The sequence below is a fragment of the Streptomyces thioluteus genome (genome assembly GCF_039535865.1).
The window spans coordinates 24,940-51,220 of the sequence record NZ_BAAAXZ010000034.1; the positions used below are offsets into that span (position 1 = coordinate 24,940).

Genomic DNA, 26,281 nt, shown 5'->3' on the forward strand with positions numbered 1-26,281 from the left:
TATGCAGGTGACAACGGACACCGAAGCAGTCGCGCAGCCGTCCGATGCCTTCGTGGCAGGCAAGAAGCGTGCCGATGACATGGCCTTCATGCTGGATCGGGTGCTGGCGGAGATGGGCATCAGGGTGGGGGACCGGGATTCCTGGCCGCAGTTGCAGGGCCGGGCGTCTCTGTCCGGCGAGCCGTATGTGTATCTGGGCACTGTTCCCTTGGCCACGGCTCGGAAGCTGGTCGATGCCCTCATCTACGCACACTCCGAGAAGCGCACGAGGGAACAGCTGAAATACGGCGGCGACTGACGATCGGTGTTCTTCCGGCGCTCAGGAAGGCATATCCATGAGTGGAATGGACCTGTACGGGCTCGTCGTCGACGGCGTCCGGTTCTCCCGGGCCTGCGGGGGCAACACGCACCCCGACGGGGAGGCCTGCGTAACGCTCGCACGGATCGGCGACGACGCCTGGGCCATGGGCGACAGCAAGCGCCCGGACGCTGAACCTCTGCGGTTCACCACGGCCGAGCTGGACGCGGCCGGCATCGATCCGGCGCGCTTCGGCCTTTCGGCCTGACCCCTTGGAACGGCGGCTCCCGGTCTTCTGTTCCCCGGAAGACCGGGAGCCGTCTTGGTCGCGCACAGGAATGGAAGCCCGTGCACTTTCACGGTTATCAATGGGTGGGCGACAAAGCCGACTTCGACAAGGAGCGTCTCCGCCGCCCGCCTTCGACGGTCGAACCGACAGTTACCAGCCCGCCAGAGGTTCTGGAACGCTACCGGGAAGCCGTGGCCGAATGGCCGGTGACGGGTGTTCCGCCCCTCGAAACGGCGTACTGGCTGATCAAGCCGGCCAAGCTGATCCGAGGCACTTGGGATCACCCAAAGTGCGCCGCGGATTGGGTGGTTGACCGACTGGCCGAGTACGCTCCGCGTCTCGCATCACCTGCCGATCGGGACCGCGTCCGGTGCGAACGGAGGGTCGCGTACATCACTCACACCCTGGCCGGGGGCCAGGACGTATCCGTCGGCTACTACCTGGCACGACCGCAGTTCCTCAGCTTGGCCGTGGTGGCCTGTTCACCGAACCGTGTTTCCGTCGAACTGCCCTGCCCCGCCGGGGAATCGTCGGCACGATGACCTGCTCGGCATCCGGCAGGAAGTCCGGTGAATCGAGGCGTGCCCTTCGTCGATACCAGCGAATCGCGGTTGAGGAATCCGTGCCGCTCCTGTGAGTATGTGCGGGGCCGGACGGATAAGGAAGGGCGAGTGCACAAGTGGTCGCGATGCAGGCCGTGTTGGAGGTGCACATGCCCGACGACGGCTTCGCCCTCTGGCCGGTCGCCGGGGCCGAACCGTATGCGTTCCTTCCCCTCGGTGGCGGGCTTACCTCCGCCGAGGTCGGCACGGCCGTGATGTCGGTCGCCCACTGCAACGCCGGTGCGGGCGAGGGGCCGGAACCCGCCGAACCCCTCGGGGTCTTCCTGCACGGGCTCCTCACGGCGGAGGTCCCGGTCGCGCTCGGCGGGCTGCGTGTCACCGACACGGTTACCGGAGTCACCTTCCGGCCCGGCTGCTGCGAAGGGCTGGAGGAATGGCGGACGTGGTTCGACGTCGTGGACGGCGGCGGCACGGCCGGGTTCGGGCACGATCCCTGGCCGCTTGCCGAACGGCTCGGTGACATCGTCCGGTTGACCGTGGACTGCGAGCAGGACGGCAGTCCGTTGATCGAGCTGCCGGTCGCCGAGCTTCGTCGACTGCTGGCCGATGTGGAGCGGGAGTTGGGTGACGTCCTGCGGCTGATGCGTACGTGGGCCGGGCGGTACGCGCCCGGGCAGGCCGCCGGTCTCGGTGCGGCGCTGGCGCAGGCGCTGGAGATGCCGGAGCAGCGGTAGGCCGGGCGAAGTCCGGGGCGCGACCGACGGTGATGGGCGAGTGAACACGCCAAAGTGCGGCCCGGCGCTTGCGCCTTCCCGGGGCGCGGGACTGGAATGCGCACGAACGGAGCGCTCCACGCCGACCACTGCGAGAGGTGGGAGTCACCGCGTGATTCACATGACCGAGACACTGGCCGTCCACACCGTCGAGGGGTTCCTCGCCCCCGACGAGACCGTCCAGGTGATCAAGATGCTGGACGAGTACCTCGCCGTGACGGGACGGATCCCCGCACGTCCCGAGGAAGGTGTGCGGGCGCCCGAGGACGTCCAGGAGATCCTGAACGCCGCCGTCGAGCGCGCCCTGCCGTCCATCCGGCGGGTGTTCCCGTCCGTCGCCGGGCCCACGCCGTGGGACTACCACGACTTCGGGCCGGGGGCAGGCATCGAGCCGCACCTCCACGGTGTGGACGAGCCCCGGGCGCGGCGGCAGCGGGTCGCCCGGGTGGCCTTCCACCTCCAGGAGGCCGAGCGCGGCGGGGAGTTCTTCGTCGACACCTCCGCCTCCGAGGCGCTGTGGACCGATCGCTTCGCCGGGGCGGGGAGCGGGTTCGTGCCCGGTACGCGGTTCGCCCGGGATATCTCGCATGATGCGCCGGCCGCTGCGCTTGCCGAGTTGCGGGCCGTTCCGCGTACCCGCTGGACCAGTGCGCCGCCGGCCGGGACTGCGATCGTTTACGGTGCGCAGCTCGTGCACGGCGTGTTGCCGGTCGCCGAGGGGCGGTTGCGCAAGCTGATCACCAACCTGTTGGCCGATCCGGTTCGTTGAGGCTTACGGAGGAGGCGGGAGGCCTTGTGCAGCCGAGGCCTCCCGTTCCGGACTCGTCAGGGCCGGGTTCGCTCGATCCGGTCCTGCCGAACGGTGTAGGCCGCGGGCCCGCCGCGGGCGGCGGCCCTGTGCATCGCCTCCCGGTGGGCGTGGAGCCGCGACCATCTCCATGCTGCCGAGCTGCTGGTTGTCGAGGTGGCAGAGCACGGCGCCGAGGTCTCTCACCGGCTGGATCTCCCGGTCCAGGAGGAAGACCCAGGCGACAAGGTCACCATGGCCCAGCAGATCAACTCCACTTGTTCCGGTCTCATCTCGCACTCGTACGCGATGTCATCGACCGTCTCGTCGGCCTCTCAGAGGTCGGTCAACGCCTTCTGCCGATCACGACGTGTCCTCCGCGAGCGCCTCGTCGAGGATCTGCCGAGCTTCTGCCTCGATCTGCTCGGAGGGTGTACCGCAGCGTTTCTCGTAGTCCGCAAGGTACTCGTCCAGGATCCGGCCCCGGAGCCCACGTGCCACTGCGATGTCCTGCGTCGACTCCGTCATGCACCCATGATGTCGGCCTCGGGGGAAAGCGGGGGCTCGCTGCAGGAAGGGCGGACAGCGAGATGTAGTGAACTGTACTGTAGGTGTATGTCCACTACGTTTCCCATTGCCGAAGCGCGGGGCAGACTCGGTGACCTTGTCCGCCGCGCCGCTCAGCACGAGCACATCACCCTGACCGACCGGGGGGTTCCCGCGGCGGTCCTCATCTCCCCTGCCGAGCTCGAAGACCTCGAGGACGCCCTCGCGCTCGCCCGGCTGGAGCGCGACCGTGCCCTCGGCCGTACCGAAGCTTCCGTCCCGCATGACGAAGCGCGGCGCGCCCTGCTCGAGGCAGCCGGGAGGGGTACGTGACCTGGCAGGTCCAGTGGGAGCCCACGGCTCTCAATGCTGCCGCCGGTCATCTCAAGGACGACACCGGGAGCGTTGACGCGCTCCTTCGGGCTACGGACCGCCTTGTTGATGACCCGCGTCCGCAGGAGTCCCGTCCTTGGGGTACTGATCACCGTCGTCTTCGGCATGGAGGCTGGCGGGTCCTGTACCGGATCGACATGGACGCGAAGACCGTTCACATCGAGCACATCGGGCGTACCGGCGCCTGAAGGGTGTCGGGGCCACCGGAACATGCGCGAGGCCCCGGCCGGAGCCGGGGCCTCGTCCATGCCTCGGGTCAGATCCCCGCGGCCCGGGCCAGGTCCGTCTTGACCGAGGCCAGGACCTCCGCCGCATGGGCGCGGGCGTCGGTCAGGGCCGCGGCCGAGGCGACCGGGACGACGACCTCCAGGTAGCACTTGAGCTTGGGCTCGGTGCCGCTGGGGCGGACGATGACGCGGGCGGCGGAGACGGTGCCCGCCTCGTCGCCGGAGAGGTGGTAGCGGAGGCCGTCCGTGGGCGGGAGGGACTCCGAGCCCTTGGAGAGGTCGTCCGCGGTGGTGACCTGCAGCCCTGCGAGGGTCGTCGGGGGCTGCTCGCGCAGGCGGCGCATGGCCGCGGCGATCAGGGAGAGGTCCTCGACGCGGACCGAGAGCTGGTCGGTGGCGTGGAGGCCGTGCTCCACGGCCAGGTCGTCGAGGAGGTCCGTCAAAGTGCGGCCCTTCTCCTTGAGCTCCGCGGCCAGTTCGGCGATCAGCAGGGCGGCGGTGATGCCGTCCTTGTCGCGGACGCCCTCGGGGTCGACGCAGTAGCCCAGCGCCTCCTCGTAGGCGTAGCGCAGGCCGCCCACACGGGCCAGCCACTTGAAGCCGGTGAGGGTCTCCTCGTAGGGGGTGCCGGTGCTCGCGGCGGCGATGCGGGAGAGGAGGGAGGAGGAGACGATGGTGGTGGCGAAGGTGCCGGCCGCGTTCTTGTGGACGAGGTGCTCGGCGAGGAGGGCGCCCACCTCGTCGCCGCGGAGCATGCGCCAGCCCTCGACCGAGTCGGGGTCGGGGACCGCCACGGCGCAGCGGTCGGCGTCCGGGTCGTTGGCGATGATGATGTCCGGCGCCTCGCCGCGGGCGGCCGCGTCGCGGGCCGTGGCGAAGGAGAGGTCCATCGCGCCGGGCTCTTCGGGGTTGGGGAAGGCGACGGTCGGGAAGTCCGGGTCCGGGTCGGCCTGTTCGGCGACGACGAGCGGGGCCGGGAAGCCGGCGCGCTCGAAGGCGGCGGTGAGGACGGTGCGGCCGACGCCGTGCATGGGCGTGTAGACGACGCCGATGTCGCGGGCCGAGCCGCCGGTCAGGACGGCGTCGGTGCGCTCCAGGTAGGCGTCGAGGACGCCGTCGCGGAGGGTTTCCCAGCCGGCGTTCGGGCGGGGGACGTCGTTGAGGGACTCGATCGCGGCGATCTCGGCGGCGATGCCGGCGTCGGCGGGGGGCACGATCTGGGAGCCGTCGCCCAGGTAGACCTTGTAGCCGTTGTCCCGGGGCGGGTTGTGGCTGGCCGTGACCTCGACGCCGGCGACGGCGCCGAGGTGGCGGATCGCGAAGGCGAGGACGGGGGTGGGCAGGGGGCGGGGGAGGAGCGCCGCCTTGAGGCCGGCGCCGACCATGACCGCGGCGGTGTCGCGGGCGAAGTCGGCGCTCTTGTGGCGGGCGTCGTAGCCGATGACGACGGTGCCGCCCGCGTGGCCCTGCTTGTTGAGGTAGGCGGCCAGGCCTGCCGCGGCGCGGATGACGACCGTGCGGTTCATGCGCATCGGGCCGGCGCCGATCTCGCCGCGGAGGCCGGCGGTGCCGAACTGGAGGGTGCCGGCGAAGCGGGCCTTGAGTTCGGGCAGGTTCTCCGCGTCGATGAGGGCGGCGAGCTCTGCGCGGGTCTCGGGGTCGGGGTCCTCGGCGAGCCAGGTCCGGGCTCGGGCGAGGAGGTCTCGCTCCTGCTCCACGGGTTTCCTCCGGAGGTTGTCTGGGGGTGCGGTGCGGGTCGGTGGTGGGTCGGGGGCGGGGCGGGGCGGGACGGGGTCTTCCGGGGCTGCATTATTTACGGCCGTGCGGGTCCGTGGGATTAGTGCCGTGTCCTTGGCCGCAAATAACGCTTTACGCCCTCTCCAGACCCCGTCCCGCCCCGCCCCCTTCCGCCGTATGCCGTCTGCCGGGCGTGTGGGCGGGCGGACGTGCCGAAGGCGCGCGTCGGGCGTGGGAGCCGGGCGCGCGCCTTGGGGGTGCTTCTTACAGGCGCGGGAGCACCTGGGCGAGGAGGGTGCCCATCTGGACGGCCGAGTCGCGGCCGGCCTGGAGGACCTCTTCGTGGTTGAGGGGCTCGCCGGTCATGCCCGCGGCGAGGTTGGTGACCAGGGAGATGCCCAGGACCTCGGCGCCGGCCTCACGGGCGGCGATCGCCTCGAGGGTGGTGGACATGCCGACCAGGTCCGCGCCCAGGGTGCGGGCCATGCGGACCTCGGCCGGGGTCTCGTAGTGCGGGCCGGGGAACTGGGCGTAGACGCCCTCCTCCAGGGTGGGGTCCACTTCCTGGCAGAGGGTGCGGAGACGCTGCGAGTACAGGTCGGTGAGGTCGACGAAGTTGGCGCCGACGATCGGCGAGGTCGCCGTGAGGTTGAGGTGGTCGCTGATCAGTACCGGCTGGCCGGGGCGCATGCCGTCGCGGAGACCGCCGCAGCCGTTGGTCAGGACGACGGTCTTGCAGCCGGCGGCGACGGCGCTGCGCACGCCGTGGACGACGGCGGCGACGCCGCGGCCCTCGTAGTAGTGCGTACGGCCGAGGAAGACCAGCGCGCGCTTGTCGTTGACCTTGTACGAGCGGACGGTGCCCGCGTGGCCCGCGACGGCGGCCGCGGAGAAGCCGGGGAGCTCGGTGACGGGGAACTCGGCCTCGGGAGTGCCGAGCGCCTCGGTGGCGGGGAGCCAGCCGGAGCCCATCACCAGGGCGACGTCGTGGGTCTCGGCGCCGGTGAGCTCGCGGAGGCGCGCTGCGGCGGCGTCCGCTGCGGCGTACGGGTCGGCCTGGGGGGTAACTGATGCGTTCACGCGGACGAGGGTATCCGAGCTTCGCCTACGCGCGTAGATGTCGCAGGTTACGGTCCTGCGGCGATCGTCTCGTGTGTTGTGACGAGTGGGCTCTAACAGGGGCGCTTGCGGAGTTCCATGACGTAGTCGTGGGGGGCGCCGGCGGATTCGGCCGCGTCGGCGACCTCGCCCAGGTAGCGGGCGGAGGGGAGGCCGCCTTCGTAGCCGTTCAGGACGTAGGTCCAGGCTGTTTCCTCGCCGTCCAGGGTGTGGACGCGTACGCGGAGGCGGCGGTAGATGCCCAGGCCGACGCCTTCCCAGCGGTCCATGGATTCCTCGTCCATCGGGGCGATGTCGTAGAGGGCCACGAAGACCTGTGAGTGGGGTTCCTCCACCACGGTGGCCAGGGCGCCCTCCCAGCCCATCTGCTCCCCGCCGAAGGTCAGGCGCCAGTCGGCGAGCCAGCCCGTGCCGCGCAGCGGCGAGTGGGGGGCGCGGCGCGTCATCAGCCGCGCATCGAGGTTGCCGGCGTACGCGGCGTAGAGCGACATGGTTCTGAGGGTACGGGAGTGAGGCGGGACCGCATTTGGGATGGCAGGCTCGAAGGGAGTGCGGGGCGCGACGTGCGCCGGGCGGAGTGGGGGAGGACCCGAGAGGAGTCGCTTTGATGGGTGCGGGACAATGGAGTACGTGACTCGGATCGTGATCATCGGTGGCGGACCCGGCGGCTATGAGGCGGCGCTCGTCGCCGCGCAGCTCGGTGCGGAGGTGACCGTCGTCGACTGCGACGGTCTGGGCGGGGGCGTCGGTGCTGACCGACTGCGTGCCCTCGAAGACGCTCATAGCGACGGCTGAGGTGATGACGTCCTTCGACTCGTCGTACGAGGAGCTGGGCATCACCGTCGAGGACGGTGTGCAGGACGACGGCACCGTCATCGGGGTGGACCTGGGGAAGGTCAACCGGCGGGTCAAGCGGCTGGCGCTGGCGCAGTCGCATGACATCACGGCGTCGGTCACGCGTGCTGGTGGGCGGGTGCTGCGGGGGCGGGGGCGGCTGGATCCCGAGCGGGCCGGTGACGGTACGCGCAAGGTGGTCGTGCGGATGGCCGACGGGGTCGAGGAGACGCTCGTCGCGGACGCGGTGCTGGTGGCCACGGGTGCGCACCCCCGGGAGATCCCCGATGCGCAGCCCGATGGCGAGCGGATCCTGAACTGGACGCAGGTCTACGACCTGGACGCGCTGCCCGAAGAGCTCATCGTGGTGGGCTCGGGTGTCACCGGTGCCGAGTTCGCCGGCGCCTACCAGGCGCTGGGGTCCGAGGTGACGCTGGTCTCGTCGCGTGATCGCGTGCTGCCGGGTGAGGACCCGGATGCGGCCGCGGTGCTGGAGGACGTCTTCCGGCGGCGCGGGATGAACGTGATGTCGCGCTCGCGGGCTGCCGCGGCGAAGCGGGTCGGTGAGCGGGTGGAGGTGACCTTGGCGGATGGGCGGGTCATCAGTGGTACGCATTGTTTGATGGCGGTCGGGTCCATTCCGAACACGGAGGGCATCGGGCTGGAGGAGTCCGGGGTCCGGCTGACCGAGTCGGGGCACATCTGGACCGACAAGGTGTCGCGTACGAGCGCTCCGGGTGTGTACGCCGCCGGTGACTGCACCGGTGTGCTCGCGTTGGCGTCCGTCGCCGCCATGCAGGGGCGGATCGCGATGTACCACTTCCTGGGCGACGCGGTCGCGCCGCTCAATCTCAAGGCTGTATCCGCGAACGTGTTTACGGATCCGGAGATTGCCACGGTCGGGTATTCCCAGGCGGACGTGGACAAGGGGCTGATTGACGCACGCGTCGTCAAGCTGCCGTTGCTGCGTAATCCCCGCGCGAAGATGCAGGGAATCCGGGACGGATTCGTAAAGATGTTCTGTCGGCCCGGGACCGGCATCGTGGTGGGCGGCGTCGTCGTCGCGCCGCGGGCCAGTGAGCTGATTCATCCGATCTCGATCGCGGTCGACAACAATCTGACCGTCGAACAGATCGCGAACGCGTTCACGGTGTACCCCTCCTTGTCCGGGTCTGTCGCCGAGGTGGCGCGACAGCTGCACACCAGGAAGGCGCAGAGGGAGAGTTGAGGCGTGGGGGACCGGATGGGGTGGCTCTCCTTCCGGTTCCCTATACCACTTCTTGGGTTGCGCAGCGAACAACTTCCGTTAATTGAAGCAACCTGCTGAAAACAGATGGTCGTTGGCGTTACTGTCGGTTTCGTGTTCGCTGCAGAACGTCGTCAATTGATCCTCGAAATGGTGCGCGCCAACGGGGCGGTTTCGCTCCGTGAGCTCGCCCGCGTCGTCCAGACCTCCGAAGTGACCGTACGGCGTGACGTGCGGGCCCTCGAAGCGGAAGGACTGCTCGACCGCCGGCACGGCGGTGCGGTGCTGCCGGGTGGTTTCACCAGGGAGTCCGGCTTCCCGCAGAAATCCCATCTAGCGACCGCGGAGAAGACGGCCATCGCCGATCTCGCGGCGAGCTTCGTCGAGGAGGGCGAAGCCGTCGTCGTGGGCGCCGGTACGACCACGCAGGAGCTGGCCCGCCGGCTCGCGCGCGTGCCGGGGCTCACCGTGGTGACCAACTCCCTGCTCGTCGCCCAGGCGTTGGCCCATGCCAACCGCGTCGAGGTCGTGATGACCGGCGGCACCCTCCGGGGTTCCAACTACGCGCTGGTCGGCATAGCGGTGCCGAGCAGTCGCTCCAGGGGCTGCGGGTGTCGCGGGCGTTCCTGTCCGGGGAGCGGCCTGACCGCCGAGCGCGGGCTCTCCACGTCCCAACATGCTCTCCGCGAGCGTGGACCGGGCCCTGGTGCAGGCCGCGGCCGAGGTCGTGGTCCTCGCGGACCATACGAAGCTGGGCACCGACACCATGTTCCAGACGGTGCCGACCGATGTCATTACGAGACTGGTGACGGATGAGCCGCCGGGGCATGACGACCGTGCGGCCACCGAGTTGCAGGCGCTCGCCGATCAGGGCGTGCACATCTCGGTCGCGGGGCCCGGCGCGGGGTCGGGCCCGGGGGTCGGGGGGGCCGCCGCCCACGCGGAGCCGGTGTCGCCGCCGCGGCGGCGGGACGTGGCCCCGCTGCCGGGGCAGCGGCGGGGGCATCCGCCGGTCGACGGGCGCTACCCCGGGCCGGAGCGCGGCGGGCCTCCGCCGGGGGGGCAGCTGCGGGGGGCGGTGCCGCTGGACGGGGCGCAGGCCACGGCCCGGGTGGCGGATCTGGCGCCGCGGAGGAGATAGCGGGAGTCCCATGGGTCACGCGTGCCGCGGCTTGATGCCCTCCAGCGTCAGCCGCAGCAGGCGGTCCCCCAACTCCGGGTCGCCCGGTGCCTCTTCCACCGACAGGGCGATCGCGTTCGTCAGCTGCATCAGGTCGGTGATGTCCACGTCCGCGCGGACCGCGCCCGCCCGCTGGGCGCGGGCCAGCAGCGTGCTGCCCGCCTCGCGCATCGGGACGTTGCACCGGGCCAGGGCGGACGCCTCGTCGCTCTGGGCCGCCATCAGGGCCCTGGACAGGCCCCGGTAGGTCGCGGCGTGGGTGATGACGGCCCGGAGCCAGTCGACCAGGGCCCGGCAGGGCTCCTCGGCGGCGAGGAGTTCGCGGGAGCGGGTCAGCAGGCCGTCCACCTCGCCCTGGAAGACCGCGCACATCAGCGCCGTGCGGTGCGGGAAGTGCCGGTAGAGCGTGCCGATGCCGACGCCGGCGCGGCGGGCGATGTCCTCCAGCGAGGCGTCCGTGCCGTGCTCGGTGAAGGCGGTGCGGGCCTCGGTGAGCAGCCGCTCGTAGTTGCGCCGCGCGTCCGCGCGCATCGGCCGCGGGGGCCGTGCCGTAGCCGTCAGATCCGTCGTCATGGGACTGTGTCCTCCCGCTCGCTCCCCGTTCAAGGATGCCATCAACGCCACGGGCCCCGGCCGTGGTCGGCCGGGGCCCGAGAGGCGTGATGTGCGGACGTCAGTCCTTGATCTCGCAGATGACGGCGCCGGAGGAGACGGAGGCGCCGATCTCGGCGGTGATGCCCTTGACCGTGCCGGAGCGGTGCGCGTTCAGCGGCTGCTCCATCTTCATGGCCTCCAGGACGACGATGAGCTCGCCGGCCTCCACCTGCTGGCCCTCCTCGACCGCGACCTTGACGATCGTGCCCTGCATCGGCGAGGTCAGCGCGTCGCCGGAGGCGGCCGAGGCGGTCTTCTTCGCCGCGCGGCGCTTGGGGCGGGCCCCGCCGGCCGCGGCCGTGCGGGCGATGGTCATGCCGAGGGAGGACGGCAGGGAGACCTCGAGGCGCTTGCCGCCGACCTCGACGACGACCGTCTCGCGGCCGGGTGCCTCCTCGTCGTCCTCCGCCACGGCGCCCGCGAAGGGCTCGATGGTGTTGGTGAACTCCGTCTCGATCCAGCGGGTGTGGGACGTGGAACGGGTCGGAGGTGAAGGCGGGGTCGGTGACCACGGCGCGGTGGAAGGGGATGGCCGTGGCCATGCCCTCGACGCGGAACTCGCCCAGCGCGCGGGCGGCGCGCTGGAGGGCCTGCTCGCGGGTGGCGCCGGTGACGATCAGCTTGGCGAGGAGGGAGTCCCCAGGCCGGGCCGATGACCGAGCCCGACTCGACGCCGGCGTCCAGGCGGACGCCCGGGCCGGTGGGCGCGTCGAAGCGGGTGACGGTGCCGGGGGGCGGGCAGGAAGTTGCGGCCCGGGTCCTCGCCGTTGATGCGGAACTCGAAGGAGTGACCGCGCACCGCAGGGTCGTCGTAGCCGAGCTCCTCGCCGTCGGCGATGCGGAACATCTCGCGGACCAGGTCGAGGCCGGTGACCTCCTCGGTGACCGGGTGCTCCACCTGGAGGCGGGTGTTGACCTCCAGGAAGGAGATCGTGCCGTCCTGGCCGACGAGGAACTCGCAGGTGCCGGCGCCCTCGTAGCCGGCCTCGCGCAGGATGGCCTTGGAGGCGCGGTACAGCTCGGCGTTCTGCTCGTCGCTCAGGAACGGCGCGGGGGCCTCCTCGACGAGCTTCTGGTGGCGGCGCTGGAGGGAGCAGTCGCGGGTGGAGACCACCACGACGTTGCCGTGCTTGTCCGCCAGGCACTGGGTCTCGACGTGCCGGGGGCGGTCGAGGTAGCGCTCGACGAAGCACTCGCCGCGGCCGAAGGCGGCGACGGCCTCGCGGACGGCGGAGTCGTAGAGCTCGGGGCACCTCGTCGAGGGTGCGGGCGACCTTCAGGCCGCGCCCGCCGCCGCCGAAGGCGGCCTTGATGGCGATCGGCAGGCCGTGCTCCTCGGCGAAGGCGACGACCTCGTCGGCCCCGGAGACGGGGTCGGCGGTGCCGGCCACCAGCGGGGCACCGGCCCGCTGGGCGATGTGACGGGCCGCCACCTTGTCGCCCAGGTCGCGGATGGCCTGCGGCGGCGGGCCGATCCAGGTCAGCCCGGCGTCGATGACGGCCTGCGCGAACTCGGCGTTCTCGGAGAGGAAGCCGTAACCGGGGTGGACCGCGTCGGCCCCGGACTCGGCCGCGGCGGCAAGCACCTTGGCCATGTCGAGGTAGCTGGTAGCAGGAGTGTCACCGCCCAGCGCATACGCCTCATCGGCCACCCGGACATGCACGGCGTCCCGGTCCGGGTCCGCGTAGACCGCCACGCTTGCGATCCCGGCGTCCCGGCACGCACGAGCAACGCGGACAGCGATTTCGCCACGATTGGCGATGAGCACCTTGCGCACGATGGCTCCCTCCTTGAAACAAGGTGAGTTTAGGTACTGGCGACACTCCATGCCGACCCGACGTCCAGGGTGACCTTGCCCACACGGAGCGTTAGGCGCGTGACCAGCGCAGAGCGAAATTCCCTGCTCTCCCACGGTACGCCGCCCCTGCTCGGGTGCCGCCGGAGCGTAGGTGTGGCCAAGGTCCTCGGCGATCTTCGAGGGGTGGGTGGGCGGAATCTTTGTGGAGACCCTACGAATGGGTGAAGGAAAGTTTGCGGCAGCGCGTGACGGGACGGACGCGCAGGGGAGCCGGTTACTGGCTGGTATGGGGCGGGTGGGTGGTGAACGGGGCTCCCGTGGGGGTGATGAGCGCGGCGAGTATGTCAACTGGGCGTCGTGGCGCGGGAGTACGGGTGTGGCGTCCGGGGTGCGGTCATTCGCACGCATACCGGCGTGGCCCGAAGTCCGTGCGAATCCCGGGGTGTTCCACGGGGTGTTCCAGGGGAGGGCGGGATTCCCGGAGTTGGTGGGGAGGGGTGACCGATATGCCATGACATCGTTGAAGAAGTCATGATCAAGCGCATCGCAGCAGTTGTCGCCCTGGCCGGGGCCGCCCTCTCCATGTCCTCCGGCGCCACCGCGTCCGCGGCGCCCCTGCCCCTGCCGCAGCCGAAGTCGCCCACGGCGAGCGCCGGGGACGTCCACCGCCCCGCCCGAGGCCGGCGCCCCGGCGGCGGCCGCCCCGGCGAAGAGCGCGGCCCCCGGCGCGAAGGGCGGGACCCCCGCGAAGGGCGGGACGTCGGGGAAGGGCGGGACCCCCGCGGCGAAGGGCGGGACTCCCGCGAAGGGTGCGGCTCCCGCCGCGAAGGGCGCGGCTCCGGTGACCGCCGCCCCCAAGGGGGCGACCCCGCCCAAGGGCATGACCCCCGCCGAAGGCGATGACCCCGCCCTCGTCGCCGCCCACCAGCCTCTACCCGGACGCCGTCAACGAGCTCGGCAAGCTCAAGCAGGTGAACCAGCTCAGCCAGCTGAAGCAGGTCGGCCAGGTCGCCAGCCAGCTGCCCCTCTGACCACCGCGCACACCCGCGGTTCGGGCGTCACGCCCACAGATCGGTGATCGCGATCCCCTGCTCCGCCAGCAGCCTGCGGAGCAGGGGCAGCGACAGGCCGATCACGTTTCCCGGATCGCCGTCGATGCCCTCGACAAAGGGGGCGGAACGGCCGTCCAGCGTGAAGGCCCCGGCGACGTACAGCGGTTCGCCGGAGGCCACATAGGCGGCGATCTCGGCATCGGTCGGCTCACCGAAGCGGACCGTGGTCGAGGCCGTCGCGGAGGTGCGGGCCCCCGGTCGCCGTGTCGATCACACAGTGGCCGGTCCGCAGCACCCCGGAACGGCCCCGCATGGACTTCCAGCGGGCCGTGGCGTCCTCGGCGTCCGCCGGCTTGCCCAGCGCCCGCCCGTCCAGCTCCAGCACCGAGTCGCAGCCGACGACCAGCGCGCCCGCCGCCTCCGGCCGGGCGGCCACCGCCGCGGCCTTCGCCTCGGCCAGCACCAGCGCCAGCGCCGCCGGGTCCGCGGCGGTGAGCGCGTCCTCGTCCACCCCGCTCACGATCACTTCCGGCGCGAGCCCGGCCTGGCGCAGCAGGCCGAGGCGGGCCGGGGACTGGGAGGCGAGGACGAGGCGGCGGGCAGGCGTTGCGGTCATGGGGGCCAGACTAGGCGACGCTCACTTCTTGATGACCGCTTCCATGATCTTCTTCGCGATCGGTCCCGCGAGCCCGCCGCCGGACACGTCGTCGCGGTCGACGCCCGAGCCCTCCGGGTCGATGAAGACCGCGACCGCGACCGGGGAGCCGTCGGCCTGCTTGGCGTAGGAGACGAACCAGGCGTACGGGATCTTGTCGTTGTTCACGCCGTGCTGTGCGGTGCCGGTCTTGGCGCCGACGGTGGTGCCGTCGATCAGCGCCGCCTTGCCGGTGCCCTCCTTGGCCGTGAACTCCATCATCTCCTGGAGCTTCTTCGCGGTCTCGGGGGAGACGGCCTGGTCCATGGTCTCGGGCTTGGTCTGCTCGACGGTGGACAGGTCCGGGCCGCGCAGCTTGTCCACCAGGGTCGGCTTCATCAGCTTGCCGTCGTTGGCGATGGCGGCGGTCATCATGGCGATCTGGAAACGGGGTGGCCCGCAGGTCGCCCTGGCCGATGCCGGTGAGCGCGGTCTGCGGGCGGTTGAGCTTGGTCGGGTAGATGCTCTTGACGACCGAGACGGGCATGAAGACGTCCTTGTCGAAGCCGAACTTCTCCGCGGTCTCGCGCATCTTGTCCTGGCCCAGCTCGGCGGCGATCTTGGCGAAGACGTTGTTGCAGGAGTACTGCATCGCGACCTTGAGCGAGGCGTTGCGGCAGGGCGCGCTCTCGTTCTCGTTCTTCATCGGGGTCACGGTGTCGGGCAGGTTCCACGGGTACGGGGAGTCCGTGGGGGCGTTGATGTCCGTGTAGAGGCCGTGGTCGATGGCGGCCGCGGCGGTGAGGATCTTGAAGGTGGAGCCGGAGGGGTAGAGCTCCTTGATCGCCCGGTTGGAGAGCGGCTTGTCCTTGTCCTTCTCCAGCTTTTCCCAGGCCTTCTGGTCCTTGGAGCCCTCCCCGGAGAAGACCGAGGGGTCGTAGGAGGGCGTCGAGGCCAGGGCGAGGATCCTGCCCGTGGAGGGGTCGATCGCGACCGCCGCGCCCTTGTACTTGGCGAGCCCCTCGTAGGCGGCCTTCTGGGCCTTCGGGTCGATGGTGGTGACCACGTCGCCGCCCTGGGGCTTCTTCCCGCTGAGCATGTCGGTGGTGCGCTGGAGGAAGAGCTTGTCGTCGGTGCCGGTGAGGAACTTGTTGTAGACGTACTCCAGCTGGTTGCTGCCGTAGATCTGCGAGGTGTAGCCGGTGACCGGGGCGTACATCGGCCCGTTCTTGTACGTGCGCTTGTACTTCAGATCGCCGCCCGTGGTGGGTGCGGAGCCCGTGACCGGGTTGCCGCCGACGACGATGTCGCCGCGCGGCTGCGCATAGGTGTTGATCTTCACTCTGCGGTTGTGTTCGTTGTTGGCGAGCTCGTCCGCCTGGGCAAACTGCAACCACGTGCTCCTGATCAGCAGCGACAGCACCAGCAGTCCGCTGAAGAGCGCCACACGTCGCACGGGCTTGTTCATGACATAACTCCCCGGTTCGCGGCAATTCACCGGGGAAGATGCGAAAGCGGACAGGTGCGGTTGCGGCGGGAGGGAACCTGTGAGCTACCTGTGCCATCAGGGGATGCCCAGGACCAGGAACAGCAGGACCATGCCGACGGCGAGCACCAGGCCCGCCCGCCGGAGCATGGCCTGGGCCTCGCGCAGCTCGTCGGGGGGTTTGTCGGACGGGTCGGACCAGAGCACGCCCCCATGGTCCGCCGGGCAGGGCGACACGGCCTGAGTACGGGTACTCAGGCTCGGTGTGACACGGCTCTCCCGTCGGCCGTCAGGCCGGCCAGTAGGGACGTGCGCCAGGCCCGCGGGCCCGGTGCCTGCGCCCGCGCGTTGCGGGCCCGCCGGGCCGGGCTGGCCCACTCCGGGCGCACGGCCTCGTCCCCGGGCGCGGCGGCGGACGCGCGCGCGGCGGCGCGCGCCTGCACCACCGCCAGCGCGGCGGCCAGCTCCTCGGGCGTGGGGGTTGCCGCGTACGACCTTGATCACCAGCTGCTCCCTCTCCGCGCTGTGCGCTGTCACCGGCCCCCTCTGTCATGACCGATCGCTACAGCGGAATGTTCCCGTGCTTCTTCGGCGGCAGCGCCTCGCGCTTGTCCCGCAGCGCCCGCAGCCCGCGGACGACGTGGCGGCGGGTCTCCGACGGCAGGACCACCGCGTCCACGTAGCCGCGCTCGGCCGCCGTGTACGGGTTGAGCAGCGCGTCCTCGTAGTCCGTGATCAGCTGTGCGCGCAGCTCCTCGCGCTCCTCGTCCGAGGTGGCCGCCGCCAGCGCCCGGCGGTGCAGGACGTTGACCGCGCCCTGCGCGCCCATGACCGCGATCTGGGCGGTCGGCCAGGCCAGGTTGAGGTCCGCGCCGAGGTGCTTGGAGCCCATGACGTCGTAGGCGCCGCCGAACGCCTTGCGGGTGATCACCGTGATCAGCGGGACCGTGGCCTCCGCGTACGCGTAGATCAGCTTGGCGCCGCGCCGGATGATGCCGCCGTACTCCTGGTCCACGCCCGGCAGGAAGCCGGGGACGTCGACGAAGGTCAGCACCGGGACGTTGAAGGCGTCGCAGGTGCGCACGAAACGGGCGGCCTTCTCACTGGCGTCGATGTCCAGGCAACCGGCGAACTGCATCGGCTGGTTGGCGACGACGCCCACCGGGCGGCCCTCGACGCGGCCGAAGCCGGTGAGCATGTTCGGCGCGAACAGGGCCTGGGTCTCCAGGAACTCGCCGTCGTCCAGCACGTGCTCGATGGCCGTGTGCATGTCGTACGGCTGGTTCGCCGAGTCCGGGATGAGGACGTCCAGTTCGAGGTCGGCGTCCGAGACCTCCAGGTCGGCCTCCTCGGGGTAGGCCGGCGGCTCGGAGAGGTTGTTGGACGGCAGGTAGGACAGCAGCGCCTTGACGTACTCGATCGCCTCCTTCTCGTCCCCCGCCATGTGGTGGGCGACGCCGGAGGTCGCGTTGTGGGTGCGCGCCCCGCCGAGCTCCTCGAAGCCGACGTCCTCGCCGGTGACCGTCTTGATGACGTCCGGGCCGGTGATGAACATGTGCGAGGTCCGGTCCACCATCACCGTGAAGTCGGTGATCGCGGGCGAGTAGACCGCGCCGCCCGCGCAGGGGCCGACGACCAGCGAGATCTGCGGAATCACGCCGGAGGCATGGGTGTTGCGGCGGAAGATCTCGCCGTACATCCCGAGGGCCATCACGCCCTCCTGGATGCGGGCGCCGCCGGAGTCGTTGATGCCGACGACCGGGCAGCCCGTCTTCAGCGCGAAGTCCATCACCTTCATGATCTTCTGGCCGAAGACCTCGCCCAGGGATCCGCCGAGCACGGTGAAGTCCTGCGAGAACACGGCCACCGTGCGGCCGTCGACCGTGCCGTAGCCGGTGACGACGCCGTCCCCGTACGGGCGGTTCTTCTCCATGCCGAAGCTGGTCGAACGGTGCCGGGCGAACTCGTCGAGCTCGACGAACGAGTCCTCGTCCAGCAGCAGTCCGATCCGCTCACGGGCCGTCAACTTGCCCTTGGCGTGCTGCTTCTCCACCGCCCGGGCCGAACCGGCGTGCGTCGCCTCGTCGATCCTGCGCCGGAGGTCCGCGAGTTTGCCCGCGGTCGTGTGGATGTCGGCTCCCTCGGAGCCGGGGGCGGTGGCTGGCTCGGACATCGGGCTGCGGCTCCTGCTCGTCCTGGGACGGTCGGTGGACCGGGTCCCGCCTGGGGGCTACCGGGTCGTCTTGGGGGCTACCGGGTCGTAGCGTATCGGCGCGGATGCGTTCCGGCAGTGCGTCGTTGGCCACACCCGCGCCCCTTCTAGGGTGGCTGTCATGACGCCCTCCCCCGACCCCTCCGACCGCCGCGGCCGCTGGTCCGACCTGGACCGGCCCCCGCTCAACGCCACCGGGCTGCGCCGCGCGCTGGTGCGGCCCGGCGGGCTGTGGACCTCCCTGGACGTGGTCCAGCACACCGGTTCCACCAACACCGACCTCGCCGCGGCCGCCGGGCCCGAGGGCGCCGTGCTCGTCGCCGAGGAACAGTCCGCCGGGCGCGGGCGGCTGGACCGCACCTGGTCCGCCCCGGCCCGCTCCGGCCTCTTCTTCTCCGTCCGGCTCACCCCCGGACCCGGTGTGCCCGTCGGCCGCTGGGGCTGGCTGCCGCTGCTCGCCGGCGTCGCCACCGCGACCGCGCTCTCCCGCGCCGCCGGCGTGGACACCGCCCTGAAGTGGCCCAACGACCTGCTGGTCACCGTCGACGGGCAGGAGCGCAAGGCCGGCGGCATCCTCGCCGAGCGCGCCGGGGACTCCGTCGTCGTGGGCATCGGCCTCAACGTCTCGCTGCGCGCCGCCGAACTGCCCGTCCCCACCGCCGGGTCCCTCGCCCTCGCGGGCGCCGCGGTGCTCGACCGCGACCCGCTGCTGCGCGCCGTGCTCCGCTCCCTGGAGGACTGGTACCTCCGCTGGCGCGACGCCGGCGGCGACCCCGGCCCCAGCCGCCTGGCGGAGGCGTACGCGGCCGGCTGCGCCACCCTCGGCCGGACCGTACGGGCCGAACTCCCCGGCGACCGCGCGCTCGTCGGCGAGGCGGTGGCCGTCGACGGGGACGGGCGGCTCGTGCTCGCGACCGGGGACGGGGTGCAGGAGCCGGTCGGGGCCGGGGACATCGTCCACCTCCGTCCCGCTTCGTCCGGCCCGGCCGAGGCGTCGGCGCCGTCGGAAGAGTGAGCTAGGGCACACCTGCCGTATCGTTGTGCCCGGAAAGCGGGCGAGCGATCGGCAGGGCAGTGCGCACGGATCGGACTGGGGGCGGGCGGTGACCGCCGAGGACGGGGCGACCCCCCGTCCCGTTGAACCGGAGGAGATCGACGCGGGCGGTGAGGAGGAAGGAGACCCCCTCGCGCTCCGTCTGGAGGCGCTGATCCTCGGCGCGGAACGGCGGTACACCCCCTTCCAGGCCGCCCGCGCTGCGGGCGTCTCCATGGACCTGGCCGCGCGCTTCTGGCGCGCCATGGGCTTCGCCGACATCGGCCAGGCCAAGGCGCTCACCGAGGCGGACGTCCTCGCGCTGCGGCGGCTGGCCGGTCTGGTCGAGGCCGGGCTGCTCAGCGAGCCCATGGCCGTGCAGGTGGCGCGGTCCACCGGGCAGACGACGGCCCGGCTCGCCGACTGGCAGATCGACTCCTTCCTGGAGGGCCTGACCGAGCCTCAGGAACCGGGCCTGACCCGGGCCGAGATCACCTACCCGCTGGTCGAGCTGCTCCTGCCCGAGCTGGAGGAGTTCCTCGTCTACGTCTGGCGCCGCCAGCTGGCCGCGGCGACCGGCCGGGTCGTCCAGGCCCAGGACGACGCGGAGATGGTCGACCGGCGCCTCGCCGTCGGCTTCGCCGACCTGGTCGGCTTCACGCGGCTCACGCGGCGGCTGGAGGAGGAGGAACTCGGCGAGCTGGTCGAGGCGTTCGAGACCACGGCGGCGGATCTGGTCGCCGCGCACGGTGGCCGCCTCATCAAGACGCTGGGTGACGAGGTGCTTTACGCCGCCGATGACGCCGGGACCGCCGCCGAGATCGGCCTGCGGCTGATCGAGACGCTCGGCCACGACGAGACGATGCCGGAGCTGCGGGTCGGGATCGCGTTCGGGACGGTGACGACGCGGATGGGCGACGTCTTCGGCACGACGGTCAACCTCGCGAGCCGGCTCACGTCGATAGCGCCGAAGGACGCGGTCCTCGTCGACAGCGCGCTGGCGGAGGAGTTGGCGCGGAACGGGGATGCGCCGAAGTCGGAGGCGGAGTTGGAGGCGAGCGCGGGGGAGTCCGGGGAGTCGGGGGCGGGGGCGGCGGCGTACCGGTTTGCGCTGCAGCCGATGTGGCAGCGGCCGGTGCGGGGGTTGGGGGTGGTGGAGCCGTGGCTGCTCACGCGTCGCGCGTGAGGTGTGCCCCTGCCCCGCCCTTTCACCGTTTCCGCAGGGGCTGCGCCCCTTCGTAACCCCGCGGCGAGGGGTCCGCGCTTCGCGCGGTGGGCGGGGCTTCGCCCCTGCGCCCCACCGGGGGCTGCGCCCCCTGGCCCCCGAAGCGCCCTGCGGGTGCTGTCCTCAAGCGCCGGACGGGCTGAATCAGCCCGTCCGGCGCTTGAGGACAATGCGGCGCAGCCGCATTGCGGGGCCCGGGGCGGAGCCCCGGAAGCGGGGTGCAGGGGGCGCAGCCCCGGGAGAAATGGTGAAAGGGCGGGACCGGGGCACCCTCCCCCCCGGGTATGGCTAAGCGCCGCGTCCCCGTGCATGATCGGTTCATCCGCAGCGCAGCGCCGAGAGGATGAACCGATCGTGAGCGAGCAGCAGTACGAGCAACGCCACGGCGAGCACGTGGTCGTCCGCACGCACGAGCACGGCCACGTCGCCGAGCTCGTCCTCGACCGGCCGAAGGCCATGAACGCCGTCTCCACGGAGATGGGCCGCGCCATCGCCGAGGCGACCGCCGCGCTCGCCGCCGACACCGCCGTCCGCGCCGTCGTCCTGACCTCCACCAACGAGCGCGCCTTCTGCGTCGGCGCCGACCTCAAGGAGCGCAACTCCTTCACCGACGCCGATCTCGCGCGCCAGCGCCCGCACGCCCGGGCCGCCTACACCGGCGTCCTGGAGCTGCCCGTCCCCGCGATCGCCGCCGTGCACGGCTTCGCCCTCGGCGGCGGCTACGAGCTCGCGCTCTCCTGCGACCTGATCGTGGCGGACGAGACCGCCGTCGTCGGCCTGCCCGAGGTGTCCGTCGGCGTGATCCCCGGCGGTGGCGGCACCCAGTTGCTGCCGCGCCGCGTCGGTGCCGCCCGCGCCGCCGAGCTGATCTTCAGTGCGCGACGCGTGGAGGCCGCCGAGGCGCGGGAGTTGGGGCTGGTGGACCGGGTCGTGCCCGCGGGGCGGGACCGGGAGGAGGCGCTCGCCCTGGCCGCCCGGATCGCGGCCCACTCGCCCGTCGGGCTGCGCGCGGCCAAGCGGGCCCTGCGGGTGGGCCACGGTCTGGACCTGCGGGCCGGGCTGGAGGTCGAGGACGCCGCCTGGCGCTCGGTCGCCTTCTCCGCCGACCGCGCCGAGGGTGTCGCGGCGTTCAACGAGAAGCGCACGCCCGACTGGCCCGGCCTCTGACAGCGCGTCCGGCTCGGCCAGCGGAAAGCGCGCGACGTTCCTACGCTGGAGGTGCGAGGGCCGCCGCGCACGGCGGGGAATGTGAGGCTCGGGTGGTGGACGACGGGGAGCTTGACGACCGCCTGTCCGCGGTGGTGGCGCTGGCCCAGGCGATGGCGGCCGAACCGGACCTGCCGGGCGGCGTCGCGGCCGCGGCGGAGGGCGCGCTGCGCGCCCTGCGCGGCAGCTTCGCCGCGGTCTCGGTCTGGGAGCGCGAGCGCGGCCGGCTGCGCGTGCTCGTCAACGCGGGGGAGCTGGACGGGGACGAGGAGCGGCTGCCGGCCGACGAGTCGTACCCGGTGCACAACTTCCCCGAGATCGCCGAGTTCCTGCACGAGGAGTGGGTCGGCGGGCGGCCGCACGCCTGGGTGGAGCGGGCGGACGGGCCCGACGAGTGCGCGGAGTACGCGGGCCACCGCGTCGTCTCCCTCCGGCGCCACCGCCGCAGCAGCTGCGTCATCGCGCCGATCGTGCTGCACGGGCGGGCCTGGGGCGAGCTGTATGTGGCCCGGCCGCAGGGCGCGCCGGTCTTCGACCGCAAGGACGCCGACTTCGCGACCGTGCTGGCGGCTGTGACGGCGGCGGGGATCGTCCAGACGGAGCGGCTGGAGGAGGTCCGCAGGCTCGCCTACACGGACCCGCTGACCGGCCTCGGCAACCGTCGCGCCGTCGACGCCCGGCTGGACGAGGCCGTCGAACGGCACCTGGCGGAGGGCGTGGTCGTCAGCCTCGTCGTGTGCGACCTCAACGGGCTCAAGCGGGTCAACGACACCCTCGGGCACGCGCAGGGCGACCGGCTGCTGGAGCGCTTCGGCTCGCTGCTGTCGCTGTGCGGCGCCCGGCTGCCGGGCGCGCTCGCGGCGCGCCTGGGCGGGGACGAGTTCTGCCTGCTGAGCGTCGGACCGCCGGCGGACGAGGTGGTGCGCGCGGCCGAGGAACTCTGCCTGTCCGCCGGGCGGTTGGAGCTCGGCGAGGGTGTCGCGTGCGGCATCGCCTCGACGGGCGATCCCATCGGTGAGGTGCGGTCCGCCCGGCGGCTCTTCCGGCTCGCGGACGCGGCGCAGTACCGGGCGAAGGCGGCGGGGTCGCGCAAGCCGGTCGTCGCGGGGCGCGACGGGGGGCTCGCGGATCCGGTGGTCCGGCTCGCCGATCGTCCGCCGCGGCCGGCGGCGGCGGAGCGGCGCCGCTTCCGCGGGCGGCGCTGAATCAGCCCGTCCGGCGCTTGAGGACCTCGCGGCGAAGCCGCGATGCCCCGCGCGGAGCGCGCGAGAAACGGTGAAAGGGCGGGACCGGGGCATCTCCCCGCCCACCACGGCGTTGTACCGGACAAACTCACCTAGTGACAGACCGCGATTCAGTCTCTAGGGTGCCTGAATATGGATATGCAGATGCAGGGCGAAGTGGTGGTGGGCACGTCCGGAACGACCGCGGACGACGTAATCGCCGTGGCACGCCACGGCGCCCGCGTCGTCGTGTCCGACGAGGCCCTCTCCGCCGTGGCCGCCTCCCGCCGGGTCATCGAGGACCTGGCCGCCAAGCCGGACCCCGTCTACGGCGTCTCCACCGGCTTCGGCGCCCTCGCCGTCCGCCACATCAGCCCCGACCTGCGCGCCCAGCTCCAGCGCAACATCGTCCGCTCGCACGCCGCCGGCATGGGCCCGCGCGTGGAGCGCGAGGTCGTCCGCGCGCTGATGTTCCTGCGCCTGAAGACCCTCGCCTCGGGGCACACCGGCGTCCGCCCGGTCGTCGTCGAGACGATGGCCGCCCTGCTCAACGCCGGGATCACCCCCGTCGTCCACGAGTACGGCTCCCTCGGCTGCTCCGGCGACCTCGCGCCGCTCTCGCACTGCGCGCTCACGCTCATGGGCGAGGGCGAGGCGGAGGGCCCGGACGGCGTCGTCCGGCCCGCCGCCGAGCTGCTCGCCGCGCACCGCGTCGAGCCCGTCGAGCTCCGCGAGAAGGAGGGGCTCGCGCTGCTCAACGGCACCGACGGCATGCTCGGCATGCTCGTCATGGCCTGCGCCGACCTCGCCCGCCTGATCACCTCCGCCGACGTCACCGCCGCGCTCTCCCTGGAGGCGCTGCTCGGCTCCGAGAAGGTCCTCGCCCCCGAGCTGCACGCCATCCGCCCGCACCCCGGCCAGGGGACCAGCGCCGCCAACATGCTGGCCGTGCTGGCCGGTTCGGGCCTCACCGGCCATCACCAGGACGATGCACCGCGCGTCCAGGACGCGTACTCGATCCGCTGCGCGCCCCAGGTCGCGGGCGCCGGGCGCGACACCCTCGCGCACGCCTGCCTGGTCGCGGACCGCGAGCTCGCCTCCGCCGTGGACAACCCCGTCGTCCTGCCCGACGGCCGCGTCGAGTCGAACGGCAACTTCCACGGCGCGCCCGTCGCGTACGTCCTCGACTTCCTCGCGATCGCCGCGGCCGACCTCGCCTCGATCGCCGAGCGCCGCACCGACCGGCTGCTCGACAAGAACCGCTCGCACGGCCTGCCGCCGTTCCTCGCGGGCGACCCGGGCGTCGACTCCGGCCTGATGATCGCCCAGTACACGCAGGCAGCCCTGGTCAGCGAGATGAAGCGGCTGGCCGTGCCCGCCTCCGTGGACTCGATCCCGTCCTCCGCCATGCAGGAGGACCACGTCTCCATGGGCTGGTCGGCGGCGCGCAAGCTGCGTACGGCGCTGGACGCGCTGGCCCGCGTCGTCGCCGTCGAACTGGTCGCCGCCACGCGCGCCGTCGAGCTGCGCACCGGCCTGACGCCGTCCCCGGCCACCGCCGCCGTGCTGCGCGCGGTGCGCGAGGCGGGCGTGGAGGGGCCGGGGGAGGACCGGTTCCTCGCCCCCGACCTGGCGGCCGCCGAGGCGTTCGTCCGCTCCGGGAAGCTCGTCGAGGCCGCGGAGCGGGAGACCGGCCCGCTGGGCTGAGCTGCAGAGTCGCAGGGTCGCCGGGGGTGAGCCTCCGGCGGCTCAGCCGTCGTGCGCCGTGCGCGACCGGCGCACGGCCACCGTCACCAGCGCGCCGCCCGCCGTCACGAAACCGATGCCGCCGAGGACGTACGGCGTGGTGTCCACGCTTCCCGTGTCCGCGAGGCGCACGCCGCGGGTCGGCTTCTGCTCGTCCTTCTGCCCGTTCTTCCCGGTCGCGGGCGCGGTGGGGGACGAGGCGTGCTCCGGGGTCGCATGCGCGGTCGGCACCAGCCAGCCCGCGCACAGCAGCACTCCTGCGGCGACGGCGGTCAGCAGCGGGCGGCGTGCGGTCACGGCGCATCCCCTCGGCGGAGCTCGGGAGCGGAGGACGAGCGGGGGCAAGGGTGTTGACCCCACGTCGTGGAGCGGCGTCGCGGAACCGTGCCCGTCCGGTGGAGCGTCAACGGATCGCGACCGAACAGATGGTAGTGACCCGCACGGGTGATGGGGAAGCCGTGAGCCGACCGGAACCCGTACGGGGTCCGGAGACCCGGAGGGGACCCCGGCTTGGGCGGGTGCGCCTCTAGGGTCTTTACTGGCGTGGTCTTCCCCACACTTTTCCCAATGGTGGAACGGGCGATTCGGGTCAGGCGTTCCCTATGCGTAACCGGGACGGCCGGGTGCCCGTGAGGAGCCCGGCGGTGGCGGGGTGAGGCCGAGGGGCGGAGGCGCCTCCGCGGCCCGGTTCGGGGATTTCGGGGTCCAGAGCGATGGAGATGCGTGTGATGAAGGACGGCAAGCGCCGCAAGGGCCTGGTGGCCGCGGCCGCCGTGCTCGGTGGTGTGCTCACCCTCGCCGCCTGCGGTGGCGGCGACGGCGACGACGGCAAGGGCGGCGGCAAGGACAAGTCGCAGAGCAAGGTCGACGCCGCGGCCGCCAAGGAAGCTTCCAAGGCGCAGATCAAGATCGCCACGAAGACCGGCACGGCCAACGCTGGCGTCACCGCGGACGTCGCCCAGGTCACCGTCGGCGACGGCGAGCTCACCGGCGTCAAGATGACGTCCATCGACGAGAAGACGGGCAAGCCCGCCCCGGTCGAGGGCGAGCTGTCCGCGGACAAGAAGTCCTGGAAGCCGAAGAAGAACCTCGAGCGCTCGACCAAGTACCAGATCGTCGCCGAGGCCAAGGACTCCGAGGGCCGCAAGGCCGTGGCGAACTCGTCCTTCTCCACCGTCTCGCCGAACAACAGCTTCATCGGCTCCTTCACCCCCGAGGACGGCCAGACCGTCGGCGTCGGCATGCCGGTGTCGATCAACTTCGACAAGCCGATCAAGGACCGGAAGGCCGTCCAGTCGAACCTGGAGGTCACCTCCAGCAGCGGCCAGAAGGTCGTCGGCCACTGGTTCAACGACCAGCGCCTCGACTTCCGCCCCCAGGACTACTGGAAGGCGAACTCCGAGGTCACCCTGAAGATGAGCCTCGACAAGGTCGAGGCCGCCCCGGGGATCAAGGGCGTCCAGAACAAGACGGTCAAGTTCCGGATCGGCCACTCGCAGGTCTCCACGGTCGACGCCAAGACCCACCAGATGACCGTCGTCCGGGACGGCCAGGTCCTCAAGACCATCCCGATCTCGGCGGGCAGCCCGTCCAACCCGACGTACAACGGCAAGATGGTGATCTCCGAGAAGTTCAAGGAGACCCGGATGGACGGCTCGACCGTCGGCTTCACCAAGGGCGACGGCAAGGGCGAGTACGACATCCCGGACGTCCCGCACGCGATGCGCCTGTCGACCTCCGGCACGTTCATCCACGGCAGTTACTGGGGCGGCGGCGTCTTCGGCAACGAGAACACCAGCCACGGCTGCGTGGGCCTCAAGGACGTGCAGGGCGCGAACGACCCGAACACGCCGGGCTCCTGGTTCTTCAGCAACTCCCAGATCGGTGACGTCGTCGTCGTCAAGAACTCCGACGACAAGACGATCTCTCCCGACAACGGCCTCAACGGCTGGAACATGAGCTGGTCGGAGTGGGTCAAGGGCAGCGCCACCGGCGCCTGATCCCCTGACCCCCGTTCCC

Annotated in this window: 23 protein-coding genes and 6 pseudogenes; 17 read left to right on the plus strand and 12 right to left on the minus strand. The window is 71.8% G+C overall.

What is annotated here, in order from left to right; all coding sequences use genetic code 11:
- Nucleotides 1-7: 7 nt before the first annotated feature.
- The 5 genes from ABD794_RS04520 to ABD794_RS04540 all read left to right on the plus strand — a co-directional run bounded on the left by ABD794_RS04520 (nt 8) and on the right by ABD794_RS04540 (nt 2,692).
- A complete protein-coding gene (locus ABD794_RS04520; RefSeq protein WP_344960999.1) occupies nt 8-298 on the plus strand; it encodes a hypothetical protein in 291 nt (96 codons plus the stop codon).
- A 37-nt stretch (nt 299-335) separates the two neighbouring features.
- A complete protein-coding gene (locus ABD794_RS04525) occupies nt 336-566 on the plus strand; it encodes a DUF397 domain-containing protein (protein WP_344961000.1) in 231 nt (76 codons plus the stop codon).
- An 80-nt stretch (nt 567-646) separates the two neighbouring features.
- The gene (locus tag ABD794_RS04530; protein WP_344961001.1) at nt 647-1,129 is read left to right on the plus strand and encodes a hypothetical protein; all 483 of its coding nucleotides are present in this window, start codon (nt 647-649) and stop codon (nt 1,127-1,129) included.
- Nucleotides 1,130-1,275: 146 nt separating this feature from the next.
- Nucleotides 1,276-1,884: a hypothetical protein gene (locus ABD794_RS04535; RefSeq protein ID WP_344961002.1), complete on the plus strand. Its 609-nt coding sequence runs from the start codon at nt 1,276-1,278 to the stop codon at nt 1,882-1,884.
- Between the two features lie 160 nt (nt 1,885-2,044).
- Nucleotides 2,045-2,692 carry a hypothetical protein gene (locus ABD794_RS04540; RefSeq protein ID WP_344961003.1) on the plus strand — a complete coding sequence of 216 codons (648 nt, stop codon included), beginning with the start codon at nt 2,045-2,047 and terminating at the stop codon, nt 2,690-2,692.
- Nucleotides 2,693-3,073: 381 nt separating this feature from the next.
- Here ABD794_RS04540 and ABD794_RS04545 read toward each other — a convergent pair whose 3' ends face one another.
- On the minus strand, nt 3,074-3,211 hold the full coding sequence (locus tag ABD794_RS04545; protein ID WP_344961004.1) for a hypothetical protein: 138 nt from the start codon (nt 3,209-3,211) through the stop codon (nt 3,074-3,076).
- Between the two features lie 114 nt (nt 3,212-3,325).
- Here ABD794_RS04545 and ABD794_RS04550 point away from each other — a divergent pair, with 114 nt between their 5' ends.
- Nucleotides 3,326-3,589 (plus strand): type II toxin-antitoxin system prevent-host-death family antitoxin, encoded by a 264-nt coding sequence (locus tag ABD794_RS04550; RefSeq protein ID WP_344961005.1) that lies wholly within the window; start codon nt 3,326-3,328, stop codon nt 3,587-3,589.
- Nucleotides 3,586-3,837 carry a type II toxin-antitoxin system RelE family toxin gene (locus ABD794_RS04555; RefSeq protein ID WP_344961006.1) on the plus strand — a complete coding sequence of 84 codons (252 nt, stop codon included), beginning with the start codon at nt 3,586-3,588 and terminating at the stop codon, nt 3,835-3,837. Before ABD794_RS04550 ends, ABD794_RS04555 begins: the two co-directional genes overlap by 4 nt.
- 68 nt (nt 3,838-3,905) lie before the next feature.
- Here ABD794_RS04555 and ABD794_RS04560 read toward each other — a convergent pair whose 3' ends face one another.
- From ABD794_RS04560 to ABD794_RS04570, 3 genes are all read right to left on the minus strand, one after another.
- A complete protein-coding gene (locus ABD794_RS04560; RefSeq protein WP_344961007.1) occupies nt 3,906-5,594 on the minus strand; it encodes a phospho-sugar mutase in 1,689 nt (562 codons plus the stop codon).
- A 283-nt stretch (nt 5,595-5,877) separates the two neighbouring features.
- Nucleotides 5,878-6,693 carry a purine-nucleoside phosphorylase gene (locus ABD794_RS04565; RefSeq protein WP_344961008.1) on the minus strand — a complete coding sequence of 272 codons (816 nt, stop codon included), beginning with the start codon at nt 6,691-6,693 and terminating at the stop codon, nt 5,878-5,880.
- A 92-nt stretch (nt 6,694-6,785) separates the two neighbouring features.
- Nucleotides 6,786-7,223: a gamma-glutamylcyclotransferase family protein gene (locus tag ABD794_RS04570; protein WP_344024564.1), complete on the minus strand. Its 438-nt coding sequence runs from the start codon at nt 7,221-7,223 to the stop codon at nt 6,786-6,788.
- A 130-nt stretch (nt 7,224-7,353) separates the two neighbouring features.
- On the opposite strand from ABD794_RS04570, the pseudogene ABD794_RS04575 reads away from it, so the two are divergent.
- Nucleotides 7,354-8,794 (plus strand): annotated as a pseudogene (locus tag ABD794_RS04575) (NAD(P)H-quinone dehydrogenase).
- A gap of 168 nt (nt 8,795-8,962) precedes the next feature.
- Nucleotides 8,963-9,953: pseudogene (locus ABD794_RS04580) on the plus strand (DeoR/GlpR family DNA-binding transcription regulator).
- A 15-nt stretch (nt 9,954-9,968) separates the two neighbouring features.
- Here the strand turns inward: ABD794_RS04580 and ABD794_RS04585 are convergent.
- Both ABD794_RS04585 and ABD794_RS04590 read right to left on the minus strand, forming a co-directional pair.
- Nucleotides 9,969-10,523, minus strand: a complete 555-nt coding sequence (locus ABD794_RS04585; protein WP_486389111.1) for a TetR/AcrR family transcriptional regulator — start codon at nt 10,521-10,523, stop codon at nt 9,969-9,971.
- Nucleotides 10,524-10,665: 142 nt separating this feature from the next.
- A pseudogene (locus ABD794_RS04590) lies at nt 10,666-12,424 on the minus strand (acetyl/propionyl/methylcrotonyl-CoA carboxylase subunit alpha).
- Between the two features lie 552 nt (nt 12,425-12,976).
- Between ABD794_RS04590 and ABD794_RS04595 the strand changes: the two are divergent.
- The gene (locus ABD794_RS04595; RefSeq protein WP_344961010.1) at nt 12,977-13,348 is read left to right on the plus strand and encodes a hypothetical protein; all 372 of its coding nucleotides are present in this window, start codon (nt 12,977-12,979) and stop codon (nt 13,346-13,348) included.
- Complete coding sequence (locus ABD794_RS04600) at nt 13,345-13,476, plus strand: hypothetical protein (protein ID WP_344961011.1); 132 nt, start codon at nt 13,345-13,347, stop codon at nt 13,474-13,476. The genes ABD794_RS04595 and ABD794_RS04600 overlap by 4 nt, the downstream gene beginning before the upstream one ends.
- A 27-nt stretch (nt 13,477-13,503) precedes the next feature.
- Here the strand turns inward: ABD794_RS04600 and ABD794_RS04605 are convergent.
- The 5 genes and pseudogenes from ABD794_RS04605 to ABD794_RS04625 all read right to left on the minus strand — a co-directional run bounded on the left by ABD794_RS04605 (nt 13,504) and on the right by ABD794_RS04625 (nt 17,790).
- A pseudogene (locus ABD794_RS04605) lies at nt 13,504-14,113 on the minus strand (Maf family protein).
- 21 nt (nt 14,114-14,134) lie between these two features.
- Nucleotides 14,135-15,599: pseudogene (locus tag ABD794_RS04610) on the minus strand (peptidoglycan D,D-transpeptidase FtsI family protein).
- A 96-nt stretch (nt 15,600-15,695) separates the two neighbouring features.
- The gene (gene mmpB, locus ABD794_RS04615; RefSeq protein ID WP_344024552.1) at nt 15,696-15,824 is read right to left on the minus strand and encodes a morphogenic membrane protein MmpB; all 129 of its coding nucleotides are present in this window, start codon (nt 15,822-15,824) and stop codon (nt 15,696-15,698) included.
- Between the two features lie 82 nt (nt 15,825-15,906).
- Nucleotides 15,907-16,121: pseudogene (locus ABD794_RS04620) on the minus strand (acyl-CoA carboxylase epsilon subunit).
- Between the two features lie 58 nt (nt 16,122-16,179).
- Nucleotides 16,180-17,790: an acyl-CoA carboxylase subunit beta gene (locus ABD794_RS04625; RefSeq protein ID WP_344961012.1), complete on the minus strand. Its 1,611-nt coding sequence runs from the start codon at nt 17,788-17,790 to the stop codon at nt 16,180-16,182.
- 160 nt (nt 17,791-17,950) lie between these two features.
- Between ABD794_RS04625 and ABD794_RS04630 the strand changes: the two genes are divergently transcribed.
- The 5 genes from ABD794_RS04630 (at nt 17,951) to hutH (ending at nt 24,223) form a co-directional block, all read left to right on the plus strand.
- A complete protein-coding gene (locus ABD794_RS04630) occupies nt 17,951-18,844 on the plus strand; it encodes a biotin--[acetyl-CoA-carboxylase] ligase (RefSeq protein WP_344961013.1) in 894 nt (297 codons plus the stop codon).
- An 88-nt stretch (nt 18,845-18,932) separates the two neighbouring features.
- Nucleotides 18,933-20,048: an adenylate/guanylate cyclase domain-containing protein gene (locus tag ABD794_RS04635; RefSeq protein ID WP_425585921.1), complete on the plus strand. Its 1,116-nt coding sequence runs from the start codon at nt 18,933-18,935 to the stop codon at nt 20,046-20,048.
- Between the two features lie 348 nt (nt 20,049-20,396).
- Complete coding sequence (locus tag ABD794_RS04640) at nt 20,397-21,254, plus strand: enoyl-CoA hydratase/isomerase family protein (protein ID WP_425585922.1); 858 nt, start codon at nt 20,397-20,399, stop codon at nt 21,252-21,254.
- 152 nt (nt 21,255-21,406) lie between these two features.
- On the plus strand, nt 21,407-22,498 hold the full coding sequence (locus ABD794_RS04645) for a GGDEF domain-containing protein (protein WP_344961041.1): 1,092 nt from the start codon (nt 21,407-21,409) through the stop codon (nt 22,496-22,498).
- A 171-nt stretch (nt 22,499-22,669) separates the two neighbouring features.
- Nucleotides 22,670-24,223: a histidine ammonia-lyase gene (gene hutH / locus ABD794_RS04650; RefSeq protein ID WP_344961015.1), complete on the plus strand. Its 1,554-nt coding sequence runs from the start codon at nt 22,670-22,672 to the stop codon at nt 24,221-24,223.
- Nucleotides 24,224-24,265: 42 nt separating this feature from the next.
- Here the strand turns inward: hutH and ABD794_RS04655 are convergent, their stop codons facing one another.
- Complete coding sequence (locus ABD794_RS04655) at nt 24,266-24,559, minus strand: hypothetical protein (protein WP_344961016.1); 294 nt, start codon at nt 24,557-24,559, stop codon at nt 24,266-24,268.
- Between the two features lie 431 nt (nt 24,560-24,990).
- Between ABD794_RS04655 and ABD794_RS04660 the strand changes: the two genes are divergently transcribed.
- Nucleotides 24,991-26,262, plus strand: coding sequence for a L,D-transpeptidase (locus ABD794_RS04660; RefSeq protein ID WP_344961017.1), 1,272 nt, complete (start codon nt 24,991-24,993; stop codon nt 26,260-26,262).
- Nucleotides 26,263-26,281 lie beyond the last annotated feature (19 nt).